The organism is Prevotella illustrans (assembly GCF_017426725.1).
GTDB lineage: Bacteria > Bacteroidota > Bacteroidia > Bacteroidales > Bacteroidaceae > Prevotella > Prevotella illustrans.
Genome location: NZ_JAERMS010000021.1, coordinates 1 through 22,336, shown reverse-complemented (window position 1 = coordinate 22,336; position 22,336 = coordinate 1). Strand labels below are relative to the sequence as shown.

At 49.8% G+C, this 22,336-nt stretch carries 18 protein-coding genes and 1 pseudogene; 14 read left to right on the top strand and 5 right to left on the bottom strand.

All coding sequences use genetic code 11. The features are described from left to right. Positions 1-167: 167 nt before the first annotated feature. The 3 genes and pseudogenes from JHU38_RS07545 (at position 168) to JHU38_RS07535 (ending at position 4,921) form a co-directional block, all read left to right on the top strand. Positions 168-2,285 carry a TonB-dependent receptor gene (locus tag JHU38_RS07545; RefSeq protein ID WP_107582236.1) on the top strand — a complete coding sequence of 706 codons (2,118 nt, stop codon included), beginning with the start codon at positions 168-170 and terminating at the stop codon, positions 2,283-2,285. Positions 2,286-2,332: 47 nt separating this feature from the next. Continuing rightward, a complete protein-coding gene (locus JHU38_RS07540; RefSeq protein ID WP_107582235.1) occupies positions 2,333-3,961 on the top strand; it encodes a hypothetical protein in 1,629 nt (542 codons plus the stop codon). Between the two features lie 176 nt (positions 3,962-4,137). Then, positions 4,138-4,921 (top strand): annotated as a pseudogene (locus JHU38_RS07535) (KilA-N domain-containing protein). Positions 4,922-5,290: 369 nt separating this feature from the next. Here the strand turns inward: JHU38_RS07535 and JHU38_RS07530 are convergent. The 3 genes from JHU38_RS07530 to JHU38_RS07520 are packed head-to-tail and all read right to left on the bottom strand — an operon-like array spanning position 5,291 to position 7,425. Beyond that, entirely contained in the window at positions 5,291-6,175 is an 885-nt protein-coding gene (locus JHU38_RS07530) for an SIR2 family NAD-dependent protein deacylase (protein ID WP_107582234.1), read from the bottom strand. Continuing rightward, entirely contained in the window at positions 6,150-6,896 is a 747-nt protein-coding gene (locus tag JHU38_RS07525) for a protein-ADP-ribose hydrolase (RefSeq protein WP_107582233.1), read from the bottom strand. The genes JHU38_RS07530 and JHU38_RS07525 overlap by 26 nt, the downstream gene beginning before the upstream one ends. Before the next feature lie 4 nt (positions 6,897-6,900). Further along, positions 6,901-7,425, bottom strand: a complete 525-nt coding sequence (locus JHU38_RS07520) for a pyridoxamine 5'-phosphate oxidase family protein (protein WP_232369881.1) — start codon at positions 7,423-7,425, stop codon at positions 6,901-6,903. Positions 7,426-7,647: 222 nt separating this feature from the next. Here JHU38_RS07520 and JHU38_RS07515 point away from each other — a divergent pair, with 222 nt between their 5' ends. From JHU38_RS07515 to JHU38_RS07495, 5 genes are all read left to right on the top strand, one after another. Further along, entirely contained in the window at positions 7,648-8,007 is a 360-nt protein-coding gene (locus JHU38_RS07515; RefSeq protein ID WP_107582232.1) for a winged helix-turn-helix transcriptional regulator, read from the top strand. 25 nt (positions 8,008-8,032) lie between these two features. Beyond that, complete coding sequence (locus JHU38_RS07510) at positions 8,033-9,217, top strand: PDZ domain-containing protein (protein WP_146157019.1); 1,185 nt, start codon at positions 8,033-8,035, stop codon at positions 9,215-9,217. 181 nt (positions 9,218-9,398) lie between these two features. Beyond that, positions 9,399-9,758: a ribosome silencing factor gene (gene rsfS / locus JHU38_RS07505; RefSeq protein WP_107582230.1), complete on the top strand. Its 360-nt coding sequence runs from the start codon at positions 9,399-9,401 to the stop codon at positions 9,756-9,758. A 55-nt stretch (positions 9,759-9,813) separates the two neighbouring features. After that, entirely contained in the window at positions 9,814-11,880 is a 2,067-nt protein-coding gene (gene ftsH, locus JHU38_RS07500; RefSeq protein WP_107582229.1) for an ATP-dependent zinc metalloprotease FtsH, read from the top strand. Positions 11,881-11,907: 27 nt separating this feature from the next. Further along, positions 11,908-12,765: a phosphatidate cytidylyltransferase gene (locus JHU38_RS07495; RefSeq protein ID WP_107582228.1), complete on the top strand. Its 858-nt coding sequence runs from the start codon at positions 11,908-11,910 to the stop codon at positions 12,763-12,765. A gap of 35 nt (positions 12,766-12,800) precedes the next feature. Here the strand turns inward: JHU38_RS07495 and lpxB are convergent, their stop codons facing one another. Together lpxB and surE are read right to left on the bottom strand one after the other, a co-directional pair. Next, the gene (gene lpxB / locus JHU38_RS07490; RefSeq protein WP_107582227.1) at positions 12,801-13,958 is read right to left on the bottom strand and encodes a lipid-A-disaccharide synthase; all 1,158 of its coding nucleotides are present in this window, start codon (positions 13,956-13,958) and stop codon (positions 12,801-12,803) included. A gap of 3 nt (positions 13,959-13,961) precedes the next feature. Then, positions 13,962-14,732, bottom strand: a complete 771-nt coding sequence (gene surE / locus JHU38_RS07485) for a 5'/3'-nucleotidase SurE (protein ID WP_199222656.1) — start codon at positions 14,730-14,732, stop codon at positions 13,962-13,964. 111 nt (positions 14,733-14,843) lie between these two features. Here surE and JHU38_RS07480 point away from each other — a divergent pair, with 111 nt between their 5' ends. The 6 genes from JHU38_RS07480 to JHU38_RS07455 are packed head-to-tail and all read left to right on the top strand — an operon-like array spanning position 14,844 to position 22,277. Continuing rightward, on the top strand, positions 14,844-15,608 hold the full coding sequence (locus tag JHU38_RS07480; protein ID WP_107582225.1) for a ParA family protein: 765 nt from the start codon (positions 14,844-14,846) through the stop codon (positions 15,606-15,608). Between the two features lie 30 nt (positions 15,609-15,638). After that, positions 15,639-16,547, top strand: coding sequence for a ParB/RepB/Spo0J family partition protein (locus tag JHU38_RS07475; RefSeq protein WP_107582224.1), 909 nt, complete (start codon positions 15,639-15,641; stop codon positions 16,545-16,547). A 49-nt stretch (positions 16,548-16,596) separates the two neighbouring features. After that, positions 16,597-17,277, top strand: a complete 681-nt coding sequence (locus JHU38_RS07470) for a DUF5683 domain-containing protein (RefSeq protein WP_232369882.1) — start codon at positions 16,597-16,599, stop codon at positions 17,275-17,277. A 31-nt stretch (positions 17,278-17,308) separates the two neighbouring features. Next, a complete protein-coding gene (locus JHU38_RS07465; RefSeq protein ID WP_107582222.1) occupies positions 17,309-18,661 on the top strand; it encodes a lytic transglycosylase domain-containing protein in 1,353 nt (450 codons plus the stop codon). Between the two features lie 14 nt (positions 18,662-18,675). Continuing rightward, on the top strand, positions 18,676-20,955 hold the full coding sequence (locus JHU38_RS07460; RefSeq protein WP_207859335.1) for a RelA/SpoT family protein: 2,280 nt from the start codon (positions 18,676-18,678) through the stop codon (positions 20,953-20,955). A 29-nt stretch (positions 20,956-20,984) separates the two neighbouring features. Beyond that, positions 20,985-22,277 carry a glycoside hydrolase family 28 protein gene (locus tag JHU38_RS07455; protein ID WP_107582220.1) on the top strand — a complete coding sequence of 431 codons (1,293 nt, stop codon included), beginning with the start codon at positions 20,985-20,987 and terminating at the stop codon, positions 22,275-22,277. Positions 22,278-22,336: the final 59 nt, after the last annotated feature.

The following is a 22,336-nucleotide window of genomic DNA, read 5'->3' as shown; positions in this document are numbered from 1 at the left end:
CAGCAGCCCTTGCCGTGTCATACAAGTTGACGAGTTGACAAATAGACGAGTTGACAAGTTAGCTGTCGCAGAAAATGGCAATATGGCCAACGGCTTTCCGCTACCGTATCTCATGGTTTTATGCGTGCCATTATACAGGCATGTCCACCTTTTTTATATTTTAAATAATGCTCAACTTCAAATTAAGCATACGCAAGTCGTTGCCGGTTTTATGCCTGCTCACGACTTGCGGTGCCCACTCGCAAGCGCAAGACAGGCTCAGCGGGGAAAACAGTATTCACGACTCACTCACCATCCAGGAAGTCATTGTCACGGGCAGGCATTCCACCCTTGGCGCCAACCACGTGCAACAGCAACTCGGAAGCACGGCTATCACTCGCTCCATGGGTAAATCGCTGGCCTCGCTGCTCGAAAACATCAGCGGCATGAGCTCCATCCAGACCGGCACCATCGTAGCCAAGCCCGTCATCCACGGCATGTATGGCAATCGGATATTGCTGATGAGCAACGACGCCAGACTCACCGGACAACAGTGGGGCTCCGACCACGCGCCCGAAGTAGACAAGAACGGCTACTCCACCATCGAAGTGGTAAAGGGCGCCGAATCCGTAAAATACGGCTCCGAGGCCCTTGGCGGTATCATCCTGATGAACCAAAGCCCACTGCCCTACGGACAACAACAGGTGCGGGGCAAGGTCTCAAGTCTCTACGGAAGCAACGGGCGCCGCTTCTCTCTGTCGGGTTACGCCGAAGGCACCATGTCCTGGGACCGGCATCTGGCCTGGCGCGTTCATGCCAACTGGGAAAACGGCGGCGACAGGAGCACTGCCCACTATCTGCTGAACAACACCGGACTACGCGAAAACGACGTGGCCGTCAATCTGGGGTACGACCGGGGACGGTGGCGCACGGAGATCGGGTATAGCTATTTCAGCCAGAAGCTGGGCGTGATGCAAAGTGCCCAGATGGGCAACGAACAGCTGCTGCAGGAGCGCGTGCAGCTCGGACGCCCCGTGATCTTCACGCCGTTCAGCCGCAAAATCGGATATCCACACCAAAAGATTGACCACCATACCGCATTCGCCAAAATTTCGCTGCACAACGAGGCACTGGGCGACTTCGTCTGGCAAACGACCTTTCAGAAAGACGACCGACGCGAAAACCGCATCCGGCGTATGAACCACTCCGATATTCCCACCGTCAGCCTGCATCTGCAATCGCTTCAGAACACGCTCACGTGGAAAAAGTCATACAACAACTGGCAAAGCGAGGGCGGACTACAGCTCATCAACACCGAAAACCACAGCGAACGAGGCACGGGCGTGGTACCCATCATCCCGAATTACACGGAGTTGGCGGGTGGTGCCTACTTTCTTCAAAAGCTGACACGCGATACTTGGGGCATGGAAGGTGGCCTGCGAGGCGATCTGCAACACACCGAGGCCGACGGCTACGACTGGACAGGGCAACGCTATGGTGGCAAACGCGACTTCTACAACCTGACCTACAGTCTGGGCGCTCACTATCGCCCCTGCCGTCATTGGACAATGACCACCAACTTCGGCGTAGCTTGGCGTGCGCCCCACGTATATGAACTCTACAGCAACGGCAATGAACTGAGCTCGGGCATGTTCGTCAAGGGCGATTCTACGTTGCGGTCGGAGCAAAGCTACAAATGGATCGCCTCGCTACAATACAGCCATCCCGTGCTGAGCGTCCGGCTCGACGCCTATCTCCAGTGGATCAACAACTACATCTACGACCAGCCCACACGCCGCAATATCATCGTCGTGTCGGGCGCCTATCCCGTCTTCCAGTACCGGCAGACCAAGGCCTACTTCCGTGGCGTAGACCTCGACCTGCACCTGCGCCCTGTGCCGCAGCTCGACTACCATGTCGTGACGGCTCTTATTTGGGGCAACGAGCGCACCACCCACAACTATCTGCCCTACATTCCCAGTACCCGGCTAACCCATTCTCTCTCCTGGAAACCGCAGACGAAGGCTGTCATCACGCCCCACGCCGGCCTTACCCACCGCTACGTGGCCAAACAGACGCGTTTCGATCCGGCCACAGACCTTGTGGCTTTCACCCCACCGGCCTACCATCTGCTGGGCTTCGAAGCCGGTATCGACTGGCGACTGCCCCACCAACAGGCCCTTCGGCTGACGCTGGCAGGCGACAACCTCCTCAACAAAGAGTATAAAGAATATACCAACCGCAGCCGATACTATGCCCACGACATGGGCCGCGACATCCGCTGCATCGTCACATGGACTTTCTAACGCGCCAATCCCAACCCGAATTTATAATCATTTAATATTTGACAATTATGAGAATGAAAACATTCAACTCCATCCTCCTGCTTGCCGCAGGATTCTTGGTATCGGCCGGCATGGTTTCATGCAGCCCCGAAAAACCGGAAAACGAGAAGAAAAACAAGTTACACGAGGACCCCGTCAGGGCCGTCTTTACCCTGCAGGAGGGCACTCTCAGCAGCAGCGACAAGTTCGACAACAGTCCCCGCATGGCCGACTTCAAAGCCGACGGCACAGCCGCCCAGGTGATAGAATGGCAGACCACGCCCAATGAAGGCTGGCACGTGACGAGCACGAACGATAAGTTCAAGGTGAAAAACAGCAAAGACCACCCCAACGTGGTGTATCTGCTGAAGATGGAATATTACAACGACGCCGGCAAACTGATGAACGACCAGTTCTTCGCAGCGGGCCAGGACAAGATTCACCAACACTTCTTCTCCACGTACAAGCAGGTGACGGTGGGTGGCTCCACGGGGTCGGTGCGCGTCAGCGACAAGGCTGAATTGCCCTACGACTACCGCTATGCCGACGAGCTGAACGGCAGTTTTATCGGCGAAACCAACCCGATGGGCTTCCAAGGCTTCATCCGCTTCGTCAAACCGGGCCGAAAATTCCCCCTCTCGGTCGATCTGCTTCATGCCGCCGGCAGCAAGTTTGACGAAAACAACAAGCCTTCTCCGTTCTATCTGCCGGCCAAATCGCTGCTCAGCACGGGCGTGTGGGATATCAACGTGAAACTACCCATCGAGATAGACGGTGCGCCGGAAGAGACGCCCGCCGACATGATTCAGCCCGCCAAGGTCGAAATCGACATCTACGAAGGCCATCTGCACGGTCCGTTAGCCTTCCACCAGAACCCCGTTCCCAAGGAAAATAAGTACATGGGCCGCAACTACAAACTCATCTATCGGCTGGAGAAAGGTCGTTGGGTGGCCGAGGGCAATAACGACCGCGTATCTCTGGTTGGCTGTGAAAATGACGAATGGAATCGCGTTTCGGCCTTTGCCATCCACTACTTCGACAAGAACGACAACGAAATCACCGGCCGGATCGTCGACAACGGCGAAGATCAACACTATCAACACTTCTTCCAGGTAAGCGACATCAAGCCCGCCTATGGCGGAAAGGAGGAGACTACCGACAAAAACGGCACCGATTTTTTCAACTATCTCTATTGCGATACCGACCCATGGAACAAGACCAACAAGTTTGACAAGGCCTCCTTCATTGGTGAAAAGAATCCCATCGGTCTCAAAGGCTACTTCTACTTCAAACGCACACACAAGAAATTCAACATGGAAATCAAACTGATGCGCGCCCGCCAGTCGAAACAGGCCGACGGCCAAGCCTCTCCTTTCTACGCGCCGACAAGCCGACAGACAACCGAAGAGAGCTGGCTGCCGACCATCAGCATTCCGATCAACATTTATATGGATGCGAGCGAAAAGGAACTGAAGACCGATCTGGACGATTTCGACAATTTAAGCAAAGACGAGAACACCTATCCCGAAAGCGACCGCCGCGCGATTCGTTCGCTCATGGAGGCCTTCGGTATCAAGGATTTCACTACGGCTTTGGCCGAATTCTACTGGAATCTGAAAGGCGAAAGCAAAGAAGACTCAAGCGGCTTCTGGTTCTAAAGACTCACCCGATAAAGAGACAGAGGCCGTTTTGACATACTGATACGGGAACGCGAATCCACGGCGCGGATTTGGAAGTGCCGGTGAAAATGATATATTTGCCACAACAACCAAAACTATTGAAAGATATGGCGAAACAAAATGAAATCAAGGTTAAAACGGCAATCATTAAAACGATGCGGAAAAACGGTATAGATTTTCTTTGCATCACCGACATTGCCAGACAAAAGAACAGTATAGACCCCAATGGTGTGATTGCCAACTGGATGCGCAACCGTAATACTATCGAGTTTCTTGGCATTTGGGAAACGCTTTACAATCCAAATTTTAATCCCCTCAAATTCGAGGGGGTTTAGAATGGCAGCCGGACTAAACGCTTTCACCCTCTCACCCACTCGCTGGATTGAGGCTACCCGAGCCATCGGCATCGTTTCGCAACCGGGACGCTACGGTAGTACCTATGCCTGTTCGGACATTGCTTTCGAGTTCGCTTCTTGGATTTCGGTCGAGTTTCGCCTTTATCTGGTTAAAGAGTTCCAACGCCTCAAAGCCGAGGAACAAAAACAGATAGGCTGGTCGGCGAAGCGCGAATTGGCAAAAATCAACTACCACATTCATACCGACGCCATCAAGCAACATCTGATACCCACCGAGGTGACACCTGCACAGGCAAGTATCATCTATGCTGAGGAGGCTGACGTGCTGAACGTTGCCATGTTCGGCGTCACCGCGAGGCAATGGCGCGAGGCAAACCCGACGTTGAAAGGCAACATCCGCGACTACGCCACCATCAACGAGCTGATTTGTCTGTCGAACATGGAGAATATCAACGCCGTACTCATTGACGAGGGCATGGCGCAGGGCGAACGACTGATAAAACTCAACCAAGTAGCCATCCAGCAGATGCGCGTATTGGAAGGCGGCAGAACCGGAACATTGCTCACAGACGATAATCCCTGACCTGTGATTTTGTTAGAAAAAGTTACCTGATTTTAACACTTTTGCAACACACCATCCGGCTCCCGGTAGGCCGAAAAACCCCTTCAATTTGCCGTTTTTTATACCCTTTTATACCCAAAGCTACCCTTTTATCGGCTCAAAGCATAACGATTACCTTGTCAAATCATAGCTTTTAGCCGATGAAAGGGCCGCGATTACAGCCTAAAAACATAGCTATTAAGGGTAAAAAAGTGAAGAGGAAATGCCCTAAAAAGTGCAATATACTGATAACCAGCGTTTTATAAACTTGCTCTAAAATCGCTTATTTGCGCCCGGCTCTTTTCTTTTTCAGAATAATGCCACTTTTTTGATGGTATATGTAAAGATTATTCATGCCTTTTGCAAAGCAAATTCAGAATCACGTGCGGACAGCAGTTTATCCATCACATCGTCCAGACGCTCCGTAAAGCCGGTGAAATTACGCACGTGTTCCAATATCGGCTGTGGTTCGTCACGATTAAAGCGAACGAGCGTTGTCTGCGGGCAACTTGCTGCCATACGTTCAAAAGGGAATCGTATAATCGTAGGCGTATTGAAGCCCACGCCAAACTCCAGCAAGAGCAGCCTGCTGTCCTGTGCCCGTTCTACAAAGTCTTGGTAGGCCCTTGCCTGCCGGTGCCAGTTCTCGTCTTCCACAAACGTTTCGTCGCAACGTAAATTCGGACTCATCAGTTCGCCCGTCTGCGGATGACGCGGCACGAGCGTCGCAGGAATTTCGCAGTCGTGCGTGGCGGCCATCGCCTCTCTCACCCACGGCTCATCATACACGAGCGTCTGAGGGCGGCCGCTCCTGGCTTGCAGATAAGCATAGTCGCCCTGTGGGGCAAAGACCTTGTCAGACATGAATCCGGATTTCACAAACTGCGCGTCAACATTGGTGGTGATTACGAAATGCGGCTTTCCTTCTACAAGGCGCAACAGCTTGCGATAGAGTTCCGTTCCTTCGGGGCGAAATCGTGCAAACCAGATGTGCCAGGCCCAATATGCCCACCGCTCCTCTTCGGTTTCGAAAGGATAGAACGACGAAGTGTACAAGTCGCTGATACCGTAACGGTTTATCCAAGGACGGAACACTCGTTCAAATTCTGCGCCCGAATATGCCAGTCCGGCCGCGGCCGACAGTCCGGCTCCCGCGCCAATCAAGATGTAATCAACCTCGGCTATGCGGCTACGCACAAACTCAATCCGCTCAGAGAAGTTGTCGGTATATTTCATAATCGTCATTGGTAAAAACATTGAAAACAACAGTCTTGACATATTGTCGCCGATAAGCCTTTACCGTCTGTATAGCTATCTCGGCAGCCATTCGCTTAGGAAAGCGGAATACGCCCGTGGAGACGCAACAGAAGGCTATGCTCTGCAGGTGGTTGCGTTCCGCCAACTCAAGGCATGAACGATAGCACGAGACGAGTTGTTCTCGCTGCGCTTTTGTAGGAACGCCGTCGGAGACGATCGGTCCAACCGTATGTATGACGTAACGTGCGGGCAGATTATACCCTCGTGTCATTTTAGCGCGGCCGATGGGTTCCTCATGCCCTTGCGCCTTCATGATGCTGTCGCACTCACACCTCAGTTGTATGCCGGCCGCAGAATGAATGGCGTTGTCGATACACGAATGTAGAGGAATGAAGCAGCCCAGTAACCGGCTGTTGGCCGCATTGACAATGGCATCCACTTTCAAACGAGTAATATCACCTTGCCATAAGTGTATACCGGCCCCGCCGATTTCCACAACCCCTTTTTCCTCACGTTGCCTTTTCAGCTCTTCATTCTGAGCGGCAAGTAGCTCTTCGGAAGGCTTGACGGGCTGTCGCACGTTCATCAACGCTCGCATGAGCCGCTGTTTGAGAGGAAGCGTATCGGGAAGCGGAAAACGCTCTCCACTCTCTTTTTCCAGCAAGTTCAACACTTGATCTATATTCCGTATTCGTTCCATTTCCTTATTTATTTGAGAAGCGTTCACCGACAAACCCACTCTTTTCGGTGCCTTCAATCAGATTGAAATGCCGGAAAACGGGCGGTGTCGGGCGGAGGTCGTAATAATCCATTTCGTCTATGGAGAGCGAGAAGTAAGCCAGTTTGTCGTAGCTGCTATAAAGCCGTGACAATACGGGGTTGTGGTCGTAGATCCATCGCTTGCATTCATCGTCCACATGGAAATCTACCGCCCCCGAACAGCGCACGGAAACACGGTCTGCCGTCGCAAGGATTTCCACGTTCGGATTTTCCTGCAGCTGCCGATAGACGGCTTTCTGCGGCGAGGTGGCAAAATAGAGCGTAGAGCCCTGCCGACGCATAGTCTGAAAACTTCGTATTTTAGGACGGTCACCCTCGCTCGTGGCAAAGGCGACGTCAACACCGGTATCTATGATTTCAAGTAGCGCTACCACTTTCTCCATGTTTGAGCGTACGGCATCGGTCATGACCTTGTCCGCGTTCTTGGGTTGAGATATCTTCTTTTCCATTGCGTTTTTATTTGTTGATGTTCAATTTCTTTTTGACAATGCAAAGATAATCCATTCGTTTGCCTTCCACAAGAAGGCACAAAACCGTTTATTACTTACGAAAAAGTAGGAAATGGGCAAAAATCGCCTTTACCGCCAAAGGAGTTTAACATACATTAATCGAACTATATTCTGAAACCGACTTACTTTTTGTTACTTTTGCCATATCATAACTTATAAACAATGGTAAAAAAGGATATAGATCCCGCGTATTTGGCTTGCCCCATCCGCCAGGTCATCAGCCGCTTCGGAGACAAATGGTCAATGCTCGTTCTCTATACACTCCACTCCAGCGAGACGGGCGTGCTACGATTCAATGAGTTACACCACCACATGACGGACTGCTCACAGAAAATGCTTTCGGCTACGCTGAAGAGTTTAGAACAGAACAACCTTATTGATCGCAAGGTATATCCTGTTGTCCCGCCGCGTGTAGAATACTCGCTGACCGACATGGGGAAATCCCTCATGCCTTCCATCGTCTCGCTCATCGAGTGGGCCAACTTGCACTTCGACGATATTGTTAGCAAGCAAATCCTTTAGCCTCATTTACAAAAATATCACAGCCATGCCTGCTCTCAGAAGGAATATCGTCCTTGGAATATTGTCGGTTCTGTACGCGGTCTCGTCTCATGCGGGCTTGAACGACAGCATTCCATTCAAGTATGCGGGGCACCTTTATTTTCCTGCGGTCGTCAACGACTCCATCCGTTGCAATCTTATCTTCGATACGGGCGGTGCTGATATTTTTGGTGTCGACAGCGTTTTCCTTGCCCAGTCGAAATGGAAGCCAAGCAGTTTTGCCGAGGCGAAGGCCGGAGGAGCGGCCGGCGCGATACGCGTGCGGATTATCACGGACTCGACAAAAGTCACGATTGGCGACAATGAAAGCGCTTATACCATAGTGCCCATTTTCTCCCTCAGAGACATCTTAGGCTGCCATGCCGACGGTATTATCGGGAACAGGGACGTGAATACGACACTCTTCGAGATTAATTTCGAACACGGATACATGCGTCGACACCATTCGATGCCTGCCAAAATAGCCGAATATACGCGCATTCCCATCGTTTACAAAAACCATAAGATATTATTCGACGCCACCGTCAGGATAGGGAATACGGTGATACGCGGACCGTTTTTGATGGATACGGGCAGCGGCGGCACAATCGACTTCACGAGCGAAGCCACAAGGAAATATAAACTGGATTCCATCCGAAGGAAAAAACAGATTACGGATATCAGCAATTTCGGTATCGGAAGCAAGGAGAAGGAATATTATACCGACATGCAATCCGACCTCATCGTCATAGGCGAAGACACGATAAAAAAGCGTGTCGTCAGCTATCTGCCGCAAGGCGTGGGCGCCCTGAGCAAGAGGAAATATCTCGGAATCGTGGGCAACGCTATCTGGTCGAAATACAATCTTTTGCTCGACATCGTCCACCAATGCGTTTACGTCAAACGCTTCAAGAAAGACAAGGCTGCGTCGGCGGAATACGACTACGGTTTCAGAAACCGCACCGACATCTGCGACGGCTGGATTGTATCCTCTTTGGTACGAGATGGAGACGCGGCAAAAGCCGGCATGGAATTGGGAGATACGATCGTGGCCGTAAACGGAAAGCCTGCCAAGGCCTTCACGTGGGACGAAGAGGAGAACGTGGATGACGTTCCCGTACAGATTTTGGATATAAAAGGCGTGGATGGCAAGGCGAAACGCGTGAAGCTGGAAGCAAGAGAACGCTGGTAGGCACTTGTAAGTATCGATGATACGCAGCCGCGCGTCATAAAACTGTTACGGCAGGAAGAGCGCTTTTCTGACCTACCCTACTCTTCCTATGCCACATTAACCTTCATTTGTTTTGTAAAGCGACATATTCGACGTATCTTTGCAAACAAACATATTTTTATATAAACCGACAAAACTATAGATGAATCAGACAAAAGATTTAGTAGACGCTATCGTATCGAGCATTCAGGAGAAAAAAGGCGAAGACATCACCATCGTAGATCTCAGCCGGATTGACGGGGCCATTGCCAACAGCTTCGTTATCTGCCAAGGCAATTCGCCTACTCAAGTGGAAGCCATTGCCGGAAGCGTGAGCGACATGGTAAGAGAACAGCTGCACGAGAAGCCTTGCAACGTCATCGGACTGGGCAACGACCAATGGGTGGCCATCGACTATACCGACGTAATCGTACACATCTTCCAGCCCGAGATACGCTGTTTCTACGACTTGGAAAACCTGTGGGAAGACGCCAATTTGACCCATGTGCCCAATCAGGACTGACATTGGCACGCTATTTGTCGATGACTACCGATATATAACCAAGTATTAACTGATTATGGACAATAAGAACAACCCCTTCAATCCTGGAAATAATAACGAGCCTAAAATGCCGAAATTCAACATGAATTGGCTCTACATCCTCGTTATTATCGCAACCGCCATGTTGCTCTTCACCAACACAGGCAACAGCCTGCTCAGTAACAACGGCGCAAGCCAGGAAGCGACATACACCAAGTTTAAGGAATATGTACAGAAAGGCTACGCCAAGAACGTCGTGGTCAATTCCGATGAAAAGAATCTGAAGATGTATGTCAAGCCGCAGAATATTCAGGACGTGTTCCACATGAACGCCAAGCAAGTGGGACCCAATCCTTACGTAAGCGTCGACTTCGGTTCGGTAGAGAATGTAGATACCTACCTGTCTGCCGAGCAGAAAGCCGGAAAGATAACGGAGTTCAGCTATGAGAACGCCAAATCGAATCCGCTGCTCAACATGTTCCTCTCAAGTATTTTACCTCTGGCATTGCTCGTCGTCTTCTGGGTATGGATGATGCGCCGCATGAGCGGTGGCGGCGGCAGTGGTGGCGGCGGTGGCATTTTCAGCGTGGGCAAGAGCAAGGCCAGGCTGTACGAAAAGGCCAACGAGGTGGGCGTCACCTTTAAGGACGTGGCCGGTCAGGAAGGCGCCAAGCAGGAAGTACAGGAGATTGTGGAATTCCTGAAGAATCCCAAGAAATATACCGAACTGGGAGGAAAGATTCCCAAGGGAGCGTTGCTCGTTGGTCCTCCGGGAACGGGTAAGACGCTCTTAGCCAAAGCCGTGGCCGGAGAGGCCGGCGTACCGTTCTTCTCGATGAGCGGTTCCGATTTTGTTGAAATGTTCGTAGGCGTGGGTGCCAGCCGCGTGCGCGACGCGTTCCGCCTGGCCAAGGAGAAAGCGCCCTGCATCATCTTCATCGACGAGATCGACGCCGTGGGCCGTGCCCGTAGCAAGAATCCGGCCATGGGGGGCAACGACGAGCGCGAGAACACACTCAACGCCTTACTCACGGAGATGGATGGCTTCGGTACCAACAGCGGCGTTATCGTGCTGGCTGCCACCAACCGTGCCGATATGCTCGACAAGGCCTTGCTCCGTGCGGGCCGCTTCGACCGTCAGATCAATGTAGATCTGCCCGACCTGGCTGAGCGCAAGGCCATTTTCAACGTGCATCTGCGCCCATTGAAGACCGACAAAAGTCTCAACATCGACTTCCTGGCTCGCCAGACGCCGGGCTTCTCAGGGGCCGATATCGCCAATGTCTGCAACGAGGCAGCCCTCATTGCGGCCCGTGGCAATAAGAAAGTGGTGGACAAGCAGGACTTCCTCGACGCCGTAGACCGCATCGTAGGCGGATTGGAGAAGAAAACCAAAGTGATGACGGCAGGCGAAAAACGATCTATCGCGCTACATGAGGCCGGGCACGCCACGGTCAGCTGGTTCTGCGAACATGCCAATCCGCTGGTCAAGGTGAGCATTGTGCCCCGCGGCCAAGCCCTGGGTGCCGCATGGTATCTGCCCGAAGAGCGACAGATTACGACTAAGGAGCAGATGCTCGACGAGATGTGTGCCCTGCTGGGCGGACGGGCAGCCGAAGAACTCTTTACGGGGCATATCTCCACCGGTGCCATGAACGATCTGGAGCGGGCCACGAAGAGTGCCTACGGCATGGTGGCTTATGCGGGCATGAGCGACAAGCTACCCAACATTTGCTATTATAACAACCAGGAATACCAGTTCACCCGTCCCTATTCCGAAACCACGGCCAAGATTATGGACGACGAGGTATTGAAGATGATTAACGAGGAATACGACCGTGCCAAGGCATTGCTACAAGAGCACAAGGAAGGTCATAACCGGTTGGCCGAACTGCTCTTGAGCCGCGAGGTCATCTATGCCGAGGATGTGGAGGCCATATTCGGCAAGCGCCCCTGGGTGAGCCGAGCCGAGGAAATCATCGAGGAGAACGCCAAGAACGCGCCCAAGCTTGAAGACATGCCTGAAGAAGTGAGACTGGCACAGGCCGAGCATGAGGCCGAAGTGGCACGGCAGCAGGCTGCTGCGCCAGAAGACAACAGATAATAGTACCTTTCAAAAAAAGAAACGCTTATGAAGAACTTGATAATTCGTGCCATCACCGGTATCGCTTTTGTAGCCATCATGATCGTTGGCATTTGTTATCGAGGCGACGTCATGGTGGGCCTGTTCGCTTTCATCACGGGCATGACCATCTGGGAGTTTGGAGGACTGGTTAACGCTACGGAGGATGTTGACATCAACCGCTTCATCACAACGGCGGCCGGCGTGTATTTCTTCCTGGCTATGGCCGGTTTTTGCAGTGGACTGACACCGTCGGCGGTGTTCATTCCCTACCTGATCACGATCGTCTACCTCTTCATCAGCGAATTATATCTGAAAAAGAAGAACCCGCTGCACAACTGGGCCTACACCATGTTCAGCCAAATGTACATCGCGCTGCCCCTGTCGATGATCAATCTGCTGGGCTTTCATGGCGACGGAACGATGACGCCTTCCTATGATTGGCTATTGCCCATGAGCGTATTTGCCTTCTTATGGATCAACGACACGGGCGCCTATTGCAGTGGTTCGCTCTTGGGCCGTCACAAGCTCTTCCTCCGGGTGAGTCCGGGCAAAAGCTGGGAGGGCAGCATTGGCGGTGGTCTGCTTGTACTCGCGGCAGCCGCCGCCGTGGGCTACTTCAACTTCCATTATCCCATGGAGCACGCGGCCTCGCTTACCATCCCACAGTGGATGGGCCTGGGGCTCATCGTCGTCGTCTTCGGCACGTGGGGCGACTTGGTGGAGAGCCTTTTCAAGCGCACCATCGGCGTGAAAGACAGCGGCAACATCCTGCCCGGCCACGGCGGCATGCTCGACCGTTTCGACTCCAGTCTCATGGCCATGCCCGCCGCCGTCATCTATCTTTATACAATCAGTTTGGTGTAAATAGAGATTTTGCCAGCTTCCTACAACAATTTCCTTTACCTTTTATTCAGCAAACGAATGATTAATGCTGCCGCATTATCCGGAGCGATATCGCTTCCAAGGCGTTGACGGACGTCTTGATAGGCAGCCAACATGGATTCACGGGCAGCTCCACCAGGAAGAATGGCAGCCAGTTCACGACGTATATGGGCTACGGAGAAACGGTCGGCAAAGAGTTCCTGTACGATTTCACGGTCGGCAATCAGATTGACCAAAGAAATATACTTGCACCGAATGACATGATTGAAAGCGAAACGGATGAGACGGGGCACGGGCGTTTCGTAGCAAACGACCTGCGGGATATTGAACAAGGCTGTTTCCAACGTAGCCGTACCACTCGTTACCAGGGCGGCCGTGACATGAGAAAGCAACGCGTAAGTTTCATTTGTCACTCGACGCAAAGGGACATCGGTCGTACAACGACCCATAACCTGAAAATAATAATTGTCGGAAATAGACGGCGCACCAGCCAAAACTAACTGATAGCGGTCGATGAAAGGACGGCAAGCCTCGACCATGGCAGGCAGATTGTCCTTGATTTCCTGCTTTCGGCTACCGGCCAGCAAAGCGATGATGGGTTTGTCAACCGACAAACCATTGCGCAGACAGAAATCAACAGTACTTTCATGATAACCTTTCTCGAAATGCAGAACCTCTTCTACCGTAGGATTACCTACATAATGGATAGGATACCGATGTTTCTGCTCATAGAAAGGAACCTCAAAAGGCAGAATGGAAAACATTTCGTCAACATCCCGCTTGATACTCTTGATACGCCATTCCTTCCAAGCCCATATCTTTGGAGAGATGTAATAATAAACCGGAATAGCTGTGTGGGTATGGACATATTTGGCAATATCAAGATTGAATCCCGGATAATCTACCAATATAACGACATCCGGTCGCCAAGCAACGATATCTTTCTTGCATGACGACATATTGCGCAGGATAGCGGGCAGATGGAGCAATACGGGGATAAACCCCATGTAAGCCAGTTCACGATAATGCTTCACACGTGTGCCTCCCACAGCCGACATCAGGTCGCCACCGAAGAAACGAAACTCCGCGGCCGGATCTTTCGACTGCAAAGCCCGCATCAAACGCGAGGCGTGAAGGTCGCCACTGGCCTCGCCCACAATCAGATAGTAACGCATAGGCTATAGCTTCCAACCTTTTAATTGCTCCATAAACTCATAGGCCGTGACATCCATCTTCGTAGGCGTGATGGCTATGTAGCCATGATTGAGCGCCCACTGGTCGGAGTCGGCTGCTTCTGGCTCGTCATTATGGAAATGGCCTACCATCCAAAAATAGTCATAACCGCGCGGATGGCTCGCTTTTACGACTTCATTCACCCAACGCCCAAACGTCATTCGACAAATCTTGACACCCTTGAATGGTGGTCGCGCCGGGAAATTCACGTTCAGACAGATTCCTTTAGGCAACCCTTCGGTCAAAACTCTGTCTACAATCTTGCAGACATCATCACGAAGATAGGAGTAATCAGCCTCGGTATCATAGTCGCAACTGGAAAAAGCAACGGAAGGAATATACTTCATGCAGCCCTCCATGGCTACCCCCATCGTACCCGAATAATGGTTGTTGACGGTAGAGTTATCCCCATGATTGATACCGCCAAGAATTAAATCAGGCTTCCGATCAACGCAAAGTTGGTTCAACGCCAGTTTTACGCAGTCTACGGGAGTACCATTGCACGACCACACTTCGACATCACCCATGTTGTGGCGACGCTTCAAACGCAAAGGTGTCGTGACCGAAAAAGCGCAAGAAAAACCGGAACGTGCCGATTCGGGCGCACACACCAGCAAATCGGCTTTTTCTTTTAAGAAAGAGACAAGAAATTTGATACCGTTGGCATGGTATCCATCGTCATTTGAAATAAGTATTAATGGCCTATTAATATTCATTATTTTTCTGTTGAATTCGTTACAAAAGTACTAAAAAAAGGTATAAAGTCACCGTTTATCGCGTAAAATATGTAACTTTGCAATCTAACAGAAATACAAAAGCCTACTGTAATGGGAAAAATAATAGCTCTTGCCAACCAAAAAGGCGGCGTAGGAAAAACAACGACAACCATTAATCTGGCAGCCTCACTGGCCACATTGGAAAAGACCGTACTTGTTGTTGACGCAGATCCTCAAGCCAATGCTTCCAGCGGATTGGGAGTAGACATTAAGGAAGTGGACTGTTCGCTATACGAGTGCATCATCAATCATGCCGATGTGCGCGATGCTATTTATACCACAGATATAGACGGCCTGGATATCATACCAAGCCACATTGATTTGGTGGGTGCTGAAATAGAAATGCTGAACCTGAAGAATCGGGAGAAAGTCATCAAGACGTTATTGGATCCCATTCGTTCGGAATATGATTATATCTTAATAGACTGTAGTCCGTCGCTCGGGTTGATAACTGTCAACTCGCTGACAGCGGCCAATTCAGTCATTATCCCTGTACAATGTGAATACTTCGCGTTGGAAGGTATTAGCAAATTGCTGAATACCATCAAGATCATCAAGAGTAAACTAAATCCGAAATTGGAAATAGAAGGTTTTCTGCTTACAATGTACGACAGCCGTCTCCGTCTGGCCAACCAAATCTACGATGAGGTAAAACGTCATTTTCAAGAACTGGTTTTCAAAACTGTCATACAGCGCAATGTCAAACTCAGCGAGAGTCCGAGCCATGGCTTGCCCGTTATATTGTATGACGCAGACTCTACCGGAGCGAAAAATCATTTGGCCTTGGCTAAGGAAATCATTAACAAGAACGCATAATTTCTCACTTATACCGTTTCAGGAATCATAATGGCCGTACACAAAAAATACAATAGTTCACAGAAAAGTAATGCGCTGGGCAGAGGACTTGACGCGCTAATCTCTACCGAAACCATACGCACGCAAGGCAGCAGCACCATCAACGAGATTGCCATCGAAGAGATTGAGGCCAATCCTAATCAGCCACGTCGAGAATTTGACGAAGAGGCCTTGCAGGAATTGGCAACCAGCATTCGTGAGATTGGTATTATCCAGCCTATTACGCTGCGGCAGGTTGCAAATAATCGCTTTCAGATAATAGCCGGCGAACGCCGGTGGCGCGCTTCGCAGATAGCCGGCCTCAAAGCCATCCCCGCCTACATCCGCACCATCAGCGACGAAAGCGTCATGGAGATGGCTCTCGTAGAGAATATCCAGCGCGAGGACCTTAACGCCATCGAAATTGCCTTGGCTTATGAGCACCTGCTCGAAACCAGTGGTATGACACAGGAGAAAGTGTCGGAGCGTGTAGGAAAGAGCCGCACGGCCATCACAAACTACCTGCGTCTACTTAAATTACCGGCTCAAGTGCAGATGGCACTACAAAAAAAAGAGATTGACATGGGGCACGCCCGTGCGCTGTTGGCCATCGACAGTCCATCGCTACAAATCAAACTGTTCAAGGAAATCCAGAAGGACAACTGGTCGGTGCGCAAGGTCGAGGAAATGGTTCAGCAGCTCAAAAGCGGCGAGAATATTGAAAGTGGTAAGAAAAAGATTGCCAGCCGCAATGTCCTTCCCGAAGAATTTACGCTGTTAAAAAGCCGCCTGTCCAAATTCCTGAACGCTAAAGTTCAGATGACTTGTTCGCCTAAAGGTAAAGGTAAGATCAGTATTCCGTTTGCCAATGAGGAAGAACTCGAGCGCATCATGAATGTTTTCGATAAACTGAAGGAATAATAAGCACGTGAAAATTTCATCTTTTATTTTCTCTATAGCGCTCATATTCCTGTGGCCGGCCAAAGTCTTTTCACAGGCTCACACATCAGATAATTCCGAAAGGATTATTCTGGCAGACAGCTCTCGTATCATGAAAGAGAATGTGCTGACCCGAGAAGACAGTTTGAAACTGAAACTCATTGGCAATAACACGGCACACCCACAAAAGAAAAAAGACTGGTCTTCGTGGCGTCCTAATCCTAAAAGGGCACTTTGGCTGGCATTAGTACTTCCCGGTGCCGGGCAGATCTACAATCGAAAATACTGGAAACTGCCCATCGTTTACGGAGGTTTTGTCGGCTGTGCGTATGCCATGAATTGGAACAACCAAATGTTCCATGATTATTCTCAAGCATACATGGACATTATGGACGATGACCCCAATACACAAAGCTACAATCAATTCCTGCATTTAGGGGCAAAAATCGACGCCAGCAATATACAACAATATCAATCTCTCTTCAAAAAAAGGAAAGACCGTTACCGTCGATGGCGCGACATGAGCTTTTTCGTACTAATTGGCGTTTATGCTCTTTCCGTTATTGACGCGTATGTTGACGCATCTCTTTCTGAATTTGACATATCAAATGACCTCAGCTTGCGTGTGCAACCTACTGTTCTTAACAACCGGTTTTCATCCAACCCCATCAAATCCAGTTCATTTGGACTTAATTGTAGCCTAACTTTTTAAGTAAGATAATACAAAGAATATCAATAAAAGAATGAAGAAAATTTATTTTATATTAGCCGCAATCATCTTAAATGGCAGTAGTATGCTCTATGCCCAAAGTAATAATAAAGGGCAAGAAGTCATTACTGTAACGAATGAAAAAGGGCAAAAGGAAGATATAGATTTGCCGGAAGCAATGACCGATGAACTCGATAGCTTGCTCCATCTGTATAACGCGAAGACTTATCTAAAAACCGACACGGGCTGCAATATGCCCGACATTAACCCTCTGTATGAGAAAGAGGTTTATATAGACCGTCTGAAAAGACTTCCGACCATCATCGAAATGCCTTATAACGATGTCGTTCAGAAATTTATTGAACGCTACAGCGGAAAGTTGCGCCGCTCTGTCAGCTACATGCTGGGCGCACAAAACTTCTATATGCCCATCTTTGAGGAGGCTCTCGAAGCTTATGGCCTCCCACTCGAGCTTAGATACCTGCCCGTAATTGAATCGGCATTGAATCCTACGGCCGTATCACATGTTGGCGCAACGGGATTGTGGCAATTCATGCTCACCACAGGTAAGCGTTACGGACTTACGGTAAACTCACTTGTAGATGAGCGCCGCGACCCCGTCAAGGCCTCCTATGCGGCTGCCCACTACTTGAGTGATCTCTACAAGATTTTCGGCGACTGGAATTTAGTAATAGCAGCATATAACTGTGGTCCTGATAAAATCAACAAGGCTATCCATCGTTCCAAGAAAGTAGATTATTGGCAGATTTATCCCTATTTGCCGAAAGAAACAAGAGGTTACGTTCCAGCTTTTATCGCAGCCAACTACATCATGAATTACTACTGCGACCACAACATCTGTCCTATGGTAACGGATCTGCCGGGCAAGACTGACACGATACTTGTCGACCGCGACGTTCATTTCGAGCAGATTGCCTCCGTTCTCGGTATCAGTATTGACCAGCTGAAAGAACTGAACCCACAATATCGCCGCAATATTGTCAATGGCAATAATCAACCATCGGCACTTCGTCTCCCGGCTATGATGGTATCAAGTTTCATTGATCAGCAGAATGACATTTATGCTTACAACGTAGATGACATTCTCACGAAAAGAGAAGAGGTAGAAGTCAATGACAGACAGGAAATAAACTATTCACACACTACTTATACAGCTTCCAAAAGCAAACGCAGCCGAAGAGAAAGCCGTCGCGAAAAGCGGAAGTCGCGTAAAAAGAGTTCTGCAGGCAAAAGCATTACCATTCGTGAAGGTGATACACTTTCAGAGATTGCAAAGCGCAACCACACGACTGTCAGCAAGTTGAAACGACTCAACGGCATATCTGGCAGCAATATCAGAGCCGGCAAGAAAATTAAAGTGAAATAAAAGTGAGTAACCTTATGGATCATTCTGACATTAATAATACCAAAGAGCAGTCCGAGGACAAACTCATCAACGATGCCTTTGAACATTTACTCGACACCTATCTGGCTTCGCGACATAGAAAGAAAGTCGATATCATCACCAAGGCTTTCAACTTCGCGCGCCAGGCTCACAAGGGCGTAAGACGCCTCTCGGGGGAGCCTTATATCATGCACCCCATTGCGGTGGCGCAAATTGCGTGCGAAGAGATGGGGCTCGGATCGACAAGCATTTGTTCGGCTTTACTCCATGACGTTGTTGAAGATACCGACTACACCGTCGAAGATATAGAGAATATCTTCGGTCAGAAGATTGCCAAAATTGTTGACGGACTGACCAAGATCAGTGGTGGTATCTTCGGTGAGCGCGCTTCGGCACAAGCTGAAAACTTCAAGAAACTGCTCCTCACGATGAGCGATGATATCCGGGTTATTCTCATCAAGATATGCGACCGCCTGCACAACATGCGCACACTGGCCTCACAACCGGCTAACAAACAGTACAAGATAGCCGGCGAAACGCTCTACATCTACGCGCCTCTGGCTAATCGCCTGGGGCTAAATAAAATAAAAACAGAGCTTGAAGATCTGAGTTTCAGCTACGAACATCCCGAGGAATACACCAGTATCAAAAATAAGTTGTCGTTTACAAAAGAGGAACGCGACAAACTTTTCGACGATTTTACTCAACCCATTCGCGACTCTTTGGATAGAATGGGCATTCAATACGAAATCAAAGCCCGTGTTAAAAGTCCTTATTCTATTTGGAATAAGATGCAGAATAAACACGTCACCTTTGATGAAATCTACGATATTCTTGCTGTCAGAATCATTTTTACGCCCAAGGTGCGTGAAGATGAAATCAATGAATGCTTCAATATTTACGTGGCCATCAGCAAGATCTACAAAAGCCATCCCGATCGCCTGCGCGATTGGTTGAATCACCCCAAGGCCAATGGCTACCAGGCATTGCATGTTACCTTGATGAGCAAACAAGGCCAATGGATAGAGGTACAGATTCGTTCCGACCGTATGGACGAAGTGGCTGAACAAGGCTTTGCGGCCCATTGGAAATATAAAGAAGGTGGAGAATATACTGAGGACGAGAATGAATTAAACGACTGTCTCGGCACTATCAAAGAGATTCTCGACGATCCACAGCCCGACGCCATGGATTTTCTCGACGCCATCAAACTCAACCTCTTCGCTTCCGAAATCTTTGTCTTCACGCCTAAAGGCGAAATCAAGACTTTGCCGGCTGGCTGTACGGCTCTCGACTTTGCTTTCCAGATCCATACGTTCATCGGCAGTCACTGTATCGGTGCCAAGGTAAATCACAAACTGGTGCCCCTTAGCCATAAGTTACAAAGCGGAGATCAGGTTGAGATTCTTACCAGTAAGTCACAACATGTGCAGGAGTCGTGGATCAACTTTGTTTACACTGCCAAAGCCAAGGCGAAGATACAAGCGATTCTGCGCAGAGACAACCGCGAGGTGCAAAAGCAAGGTGAACAGGTTCTCAACGATTGGTTAGCCAAGAACGACATTGAGATGACAACAGTCGTGCTTGACAAGCTATGCGAACTGCACGAGCTACAAAAGCACGAGAGTTTCTTCTTCGCCTTGGGGAAAAAGTCAATAATTCTGGGCGAGAAAGATCTCGACGAACTGCAGGGCAAGAATGGCAACTCTTCGCTGACAACAATAGGCTGGCGCAAATATGTTCCTTTCTTAGGAAAAGATAAAAAGAAGGAAAAAGAAGCCGAACTGCAAAAAATTGAATATTATGTTGTTGACAAGAATTTCAATAAAAAGAAGCCTGTCATCATCACCGAAGACAATATCAACTCGTTTATCTTCCCCGACTGCTGCCACCCCATTCCGGGCGATGATATCTTAGGATATATCGACAACAAAAACCGCATAGAGATCCACAAGCGTGTCTGCCCCATTGCCAGTAAACTGAAATCAAGTTTCGGCAACCGTATTCTCGACGCCAAATGGGACATGCACAAGCAACTGTTCTTCAATGCGACCATCGAAATCAGAGGCATCGACCGCAAGGGATTGCTGTCTGACGTGGCTAAAATCATATCCGACAAGATGGACCTCAACATCCATAAAGTCACGATCAGTGGTGGCGATGGAATCTTCGACGGTGCCATTGAAATCAGAGTCCACGACCGTGATGAAGTCAAAATCATCATGGAGAACCTGAAACAAGTCAAAGATTTACAGGAAGTGCAGCAGATCATGTAAGTGACTCGTTCGCTAATTTTTTAGCTATCATGACTTTTTTCCTATCCGTTATTATTAGTATTCTTAGTTTTGGCGCCGTCAGCGACGACAAAACCGATAACGCTACGGCCATCAACGAGGCCATCACAGCCTGCGCACGTCGTGGAGGAGGCGTCGTCAGCGTTCCACGAGGCGTTTTCCAGACAGGCACCATCCGCCTGCAAAGTAATGTCACACTCCGGCTGGAGCAAGGCGCCGTACTGCGGGGAGCTGCCAATCTCGACGCCTACGCATCACTACAGACCACACGCGACCTGTCGAAATACGAAAGCGGGCGGGGATCGGTCAACTTCAACAGCGCTTCCGATCCCGAGTGGTCGAAAGCCATGATACAATGTATCGACATCAGAAACGCCGGCATAGAAGGTCCGGGAATGATCGACGGACAGCATGTAGTGAATAAACGGGGCGAGGAACACATGCGAGGCCCCCATACCATCCTTGTCGTAAACGGCGAGAAACTATGCTTTAAGAACTTTCAGGTCAACCGCTCGGCCAACTATGCCATCCTGGCCTATGATATCAGAAACAGCAAGTTCAACCGGCTGAGAATCAATGAAGGCTGGGACGGCATTCACATTCGGGGCTGCCGGCGGGTCGAAATCAGTCACTGCGAGATGCACACGGGCGACGACGCCATTGCGGGCGGCTATTGGAATAACATCAAGATACACCATAATATCCTCAATTCGTCATGCAACGGCATAAGGATGATTATGCCGTCCACCAACATGGAAGTGGCCTATTGCGACATCTACGGCCCCGGACAAAACAAGCACCGCACGTCGGGCAAGACAGCTTCAGACGCGGCCATCAGCTTGGAACCGGGTGGTTGGGGCTCCGCTCCGGGGCTTCTCGACAATATCCATATCCACCACATCCGGGCCACCCGTGTGCTCACGCCCCTATCCGTTACGTTGAGCGACGATAATACGGCCGGAACTATCGAGATAGACCATATCACGGCACGCGACGTCACCCGCATGGCCCTGTCGGTAAAAAGCTGGGGCAAAGGCCATACACGACGCGTTATAATCAAAAATGTAAACTTGGTATTTGAAGGTATAGACGACCCTAAACTGCCGGAATGGTTCGAGAACCGCCCCACCGACCAATGGCCGGTATTCCCGTGCTGGGGCATGTATTTTCGGAATATAGGCGAAGTCTACCTGAAGAACGTCCTTCTGTCGTTCAAGGGCAAAGATTACCGACAACCCATCATGCTTGACAACGTAAGAAAAATGAAACAAACAAGAGTACGTTATAAAAGGCTCAATGGATAAACAAGGCTCAGTAGAAAATTCGTGGGGATAATATCTTCTAATTGAAATTAAATGCTTTT

Excerpts from the sequence above, each read along its gene's own strand:
- JHU38_RS07545 (WP_107582236.1), top strand. The coding sequence starts at position 168 with ATGCTCAACTTCAAATTAAGCATACGCAAGTCGTTGCCGGTTTTATGC.
- JHU38_RS07540 (WP_107582235.1), top strand. The coding sequence starts at position 2,333 with ATGAGAATGAAAACATTCAACTCCATCCTCCTGCTTGCCGCAGGATTC.
- JHU38_RS07530 (WP_107582234.1), bottom strand. The coding sequence starts at position 6,175 with ATGAAATATACCGACAACTTCTCTGAGCGGATTGAGTTTGTGCGTAGC.
- JHU38_RS07525 (WP_107582233.1), bottom strand. The coding sequence starts at position 6,896 with ATGGAACGAATACGGAATATAGATCAAGTGTTGAACTTGCTGGAAAAA.
- JHU38_RS07520 (WP_232369881.1), bottom strand. The coding sequence starts at position 7,425 with ATGGAAAAGAAGATATCTCAACCCAAGAACGCGGACAAGGTCATGACC.
- JHU38_RS07515 (WP_107582232.1), top strand. The coding sequence starts at position 7,648 with ATGGTAAAAAAGGATATAGATCCCGCGTATTTGGCTTGCCCCATCCGC.
- JHU38_RS07510 (WP_146157019.1), top strand. The coding sequence starts at position 8,033 with ATGCCTGCTCTCAGAAGGAATATCGTCCTTGGAATATTGTCGGTTCTG.
- rsfS (WP_107582230.1), top strand. The coding sequence starts at position 9,399 with ATGAATCAGACAAAAGATTTAGTAGACGCTATCGTATCGAGCATTCAG.
- ftsH (WP_107582229.1), top strand. The coding sequence starts at position 9,814 with ATGGACAATAAGAACAACCCCTTCAATCCTGGAAATAATAACGAGCCT.
- JHU38_RS07495 (WP_107582228.1), top strand. The coding sequence starts at position 11,908 with ATGAAGAACTTGATAATTCGTGCCATCACCGGTATCGCTTTTGTAGCC.
- lpxB (WP_107582227.1), bottom strand. The coding sequence starts at position 13,958 with ATGCGTTACTATCTGATTGTGGGCGAGGCCAGTGGCGACCTTCACGCC.
- surE (WP_199222656.1), bottom strand. The coding sequence starts at position 14,732 with ATGAATATTAATAGGCCATTAATACTTATTTCAAATGACGATGGATAC.
- JHU38_RS07480 (WP_107582225.1), top strand. The coding sequence starts at position 14,844 with ATGGGAAAAATAATAGCTCTTGCCAACCAAAAAGGCGGCGTAGGAAAA.
- JHU38_RS07475 (WP_107582224.1), top strand. The coding sequence starts at position 15,639 with ATGGCCGTACACAAAAAATACAATAGTTCACAGAAAAGTAATGCGCTG.
- JHU38_RS07465 (WP_107582222.1), top strand. The coding sequence starts at position 17,309 with ATGAAGAAAATTTATTTTATATTAGCCGCAATCATCTTAAATGGCAGT.
- JHU38_RS07460 (WP_207859335.1), top strand. The coding sequence starts at position 18,676 with ATGGATCATTCTGACATTAATAATACCAAAGAGCAGTCCGAGGACAAA.
- JHU38_RS07455 (WP_107582220.1), top strand. The coding sequence starts at position 20,985 with ATGACTTTTTTCCTATCCGTTATTATTAGTATTCTTAGTTTTGGCGCC.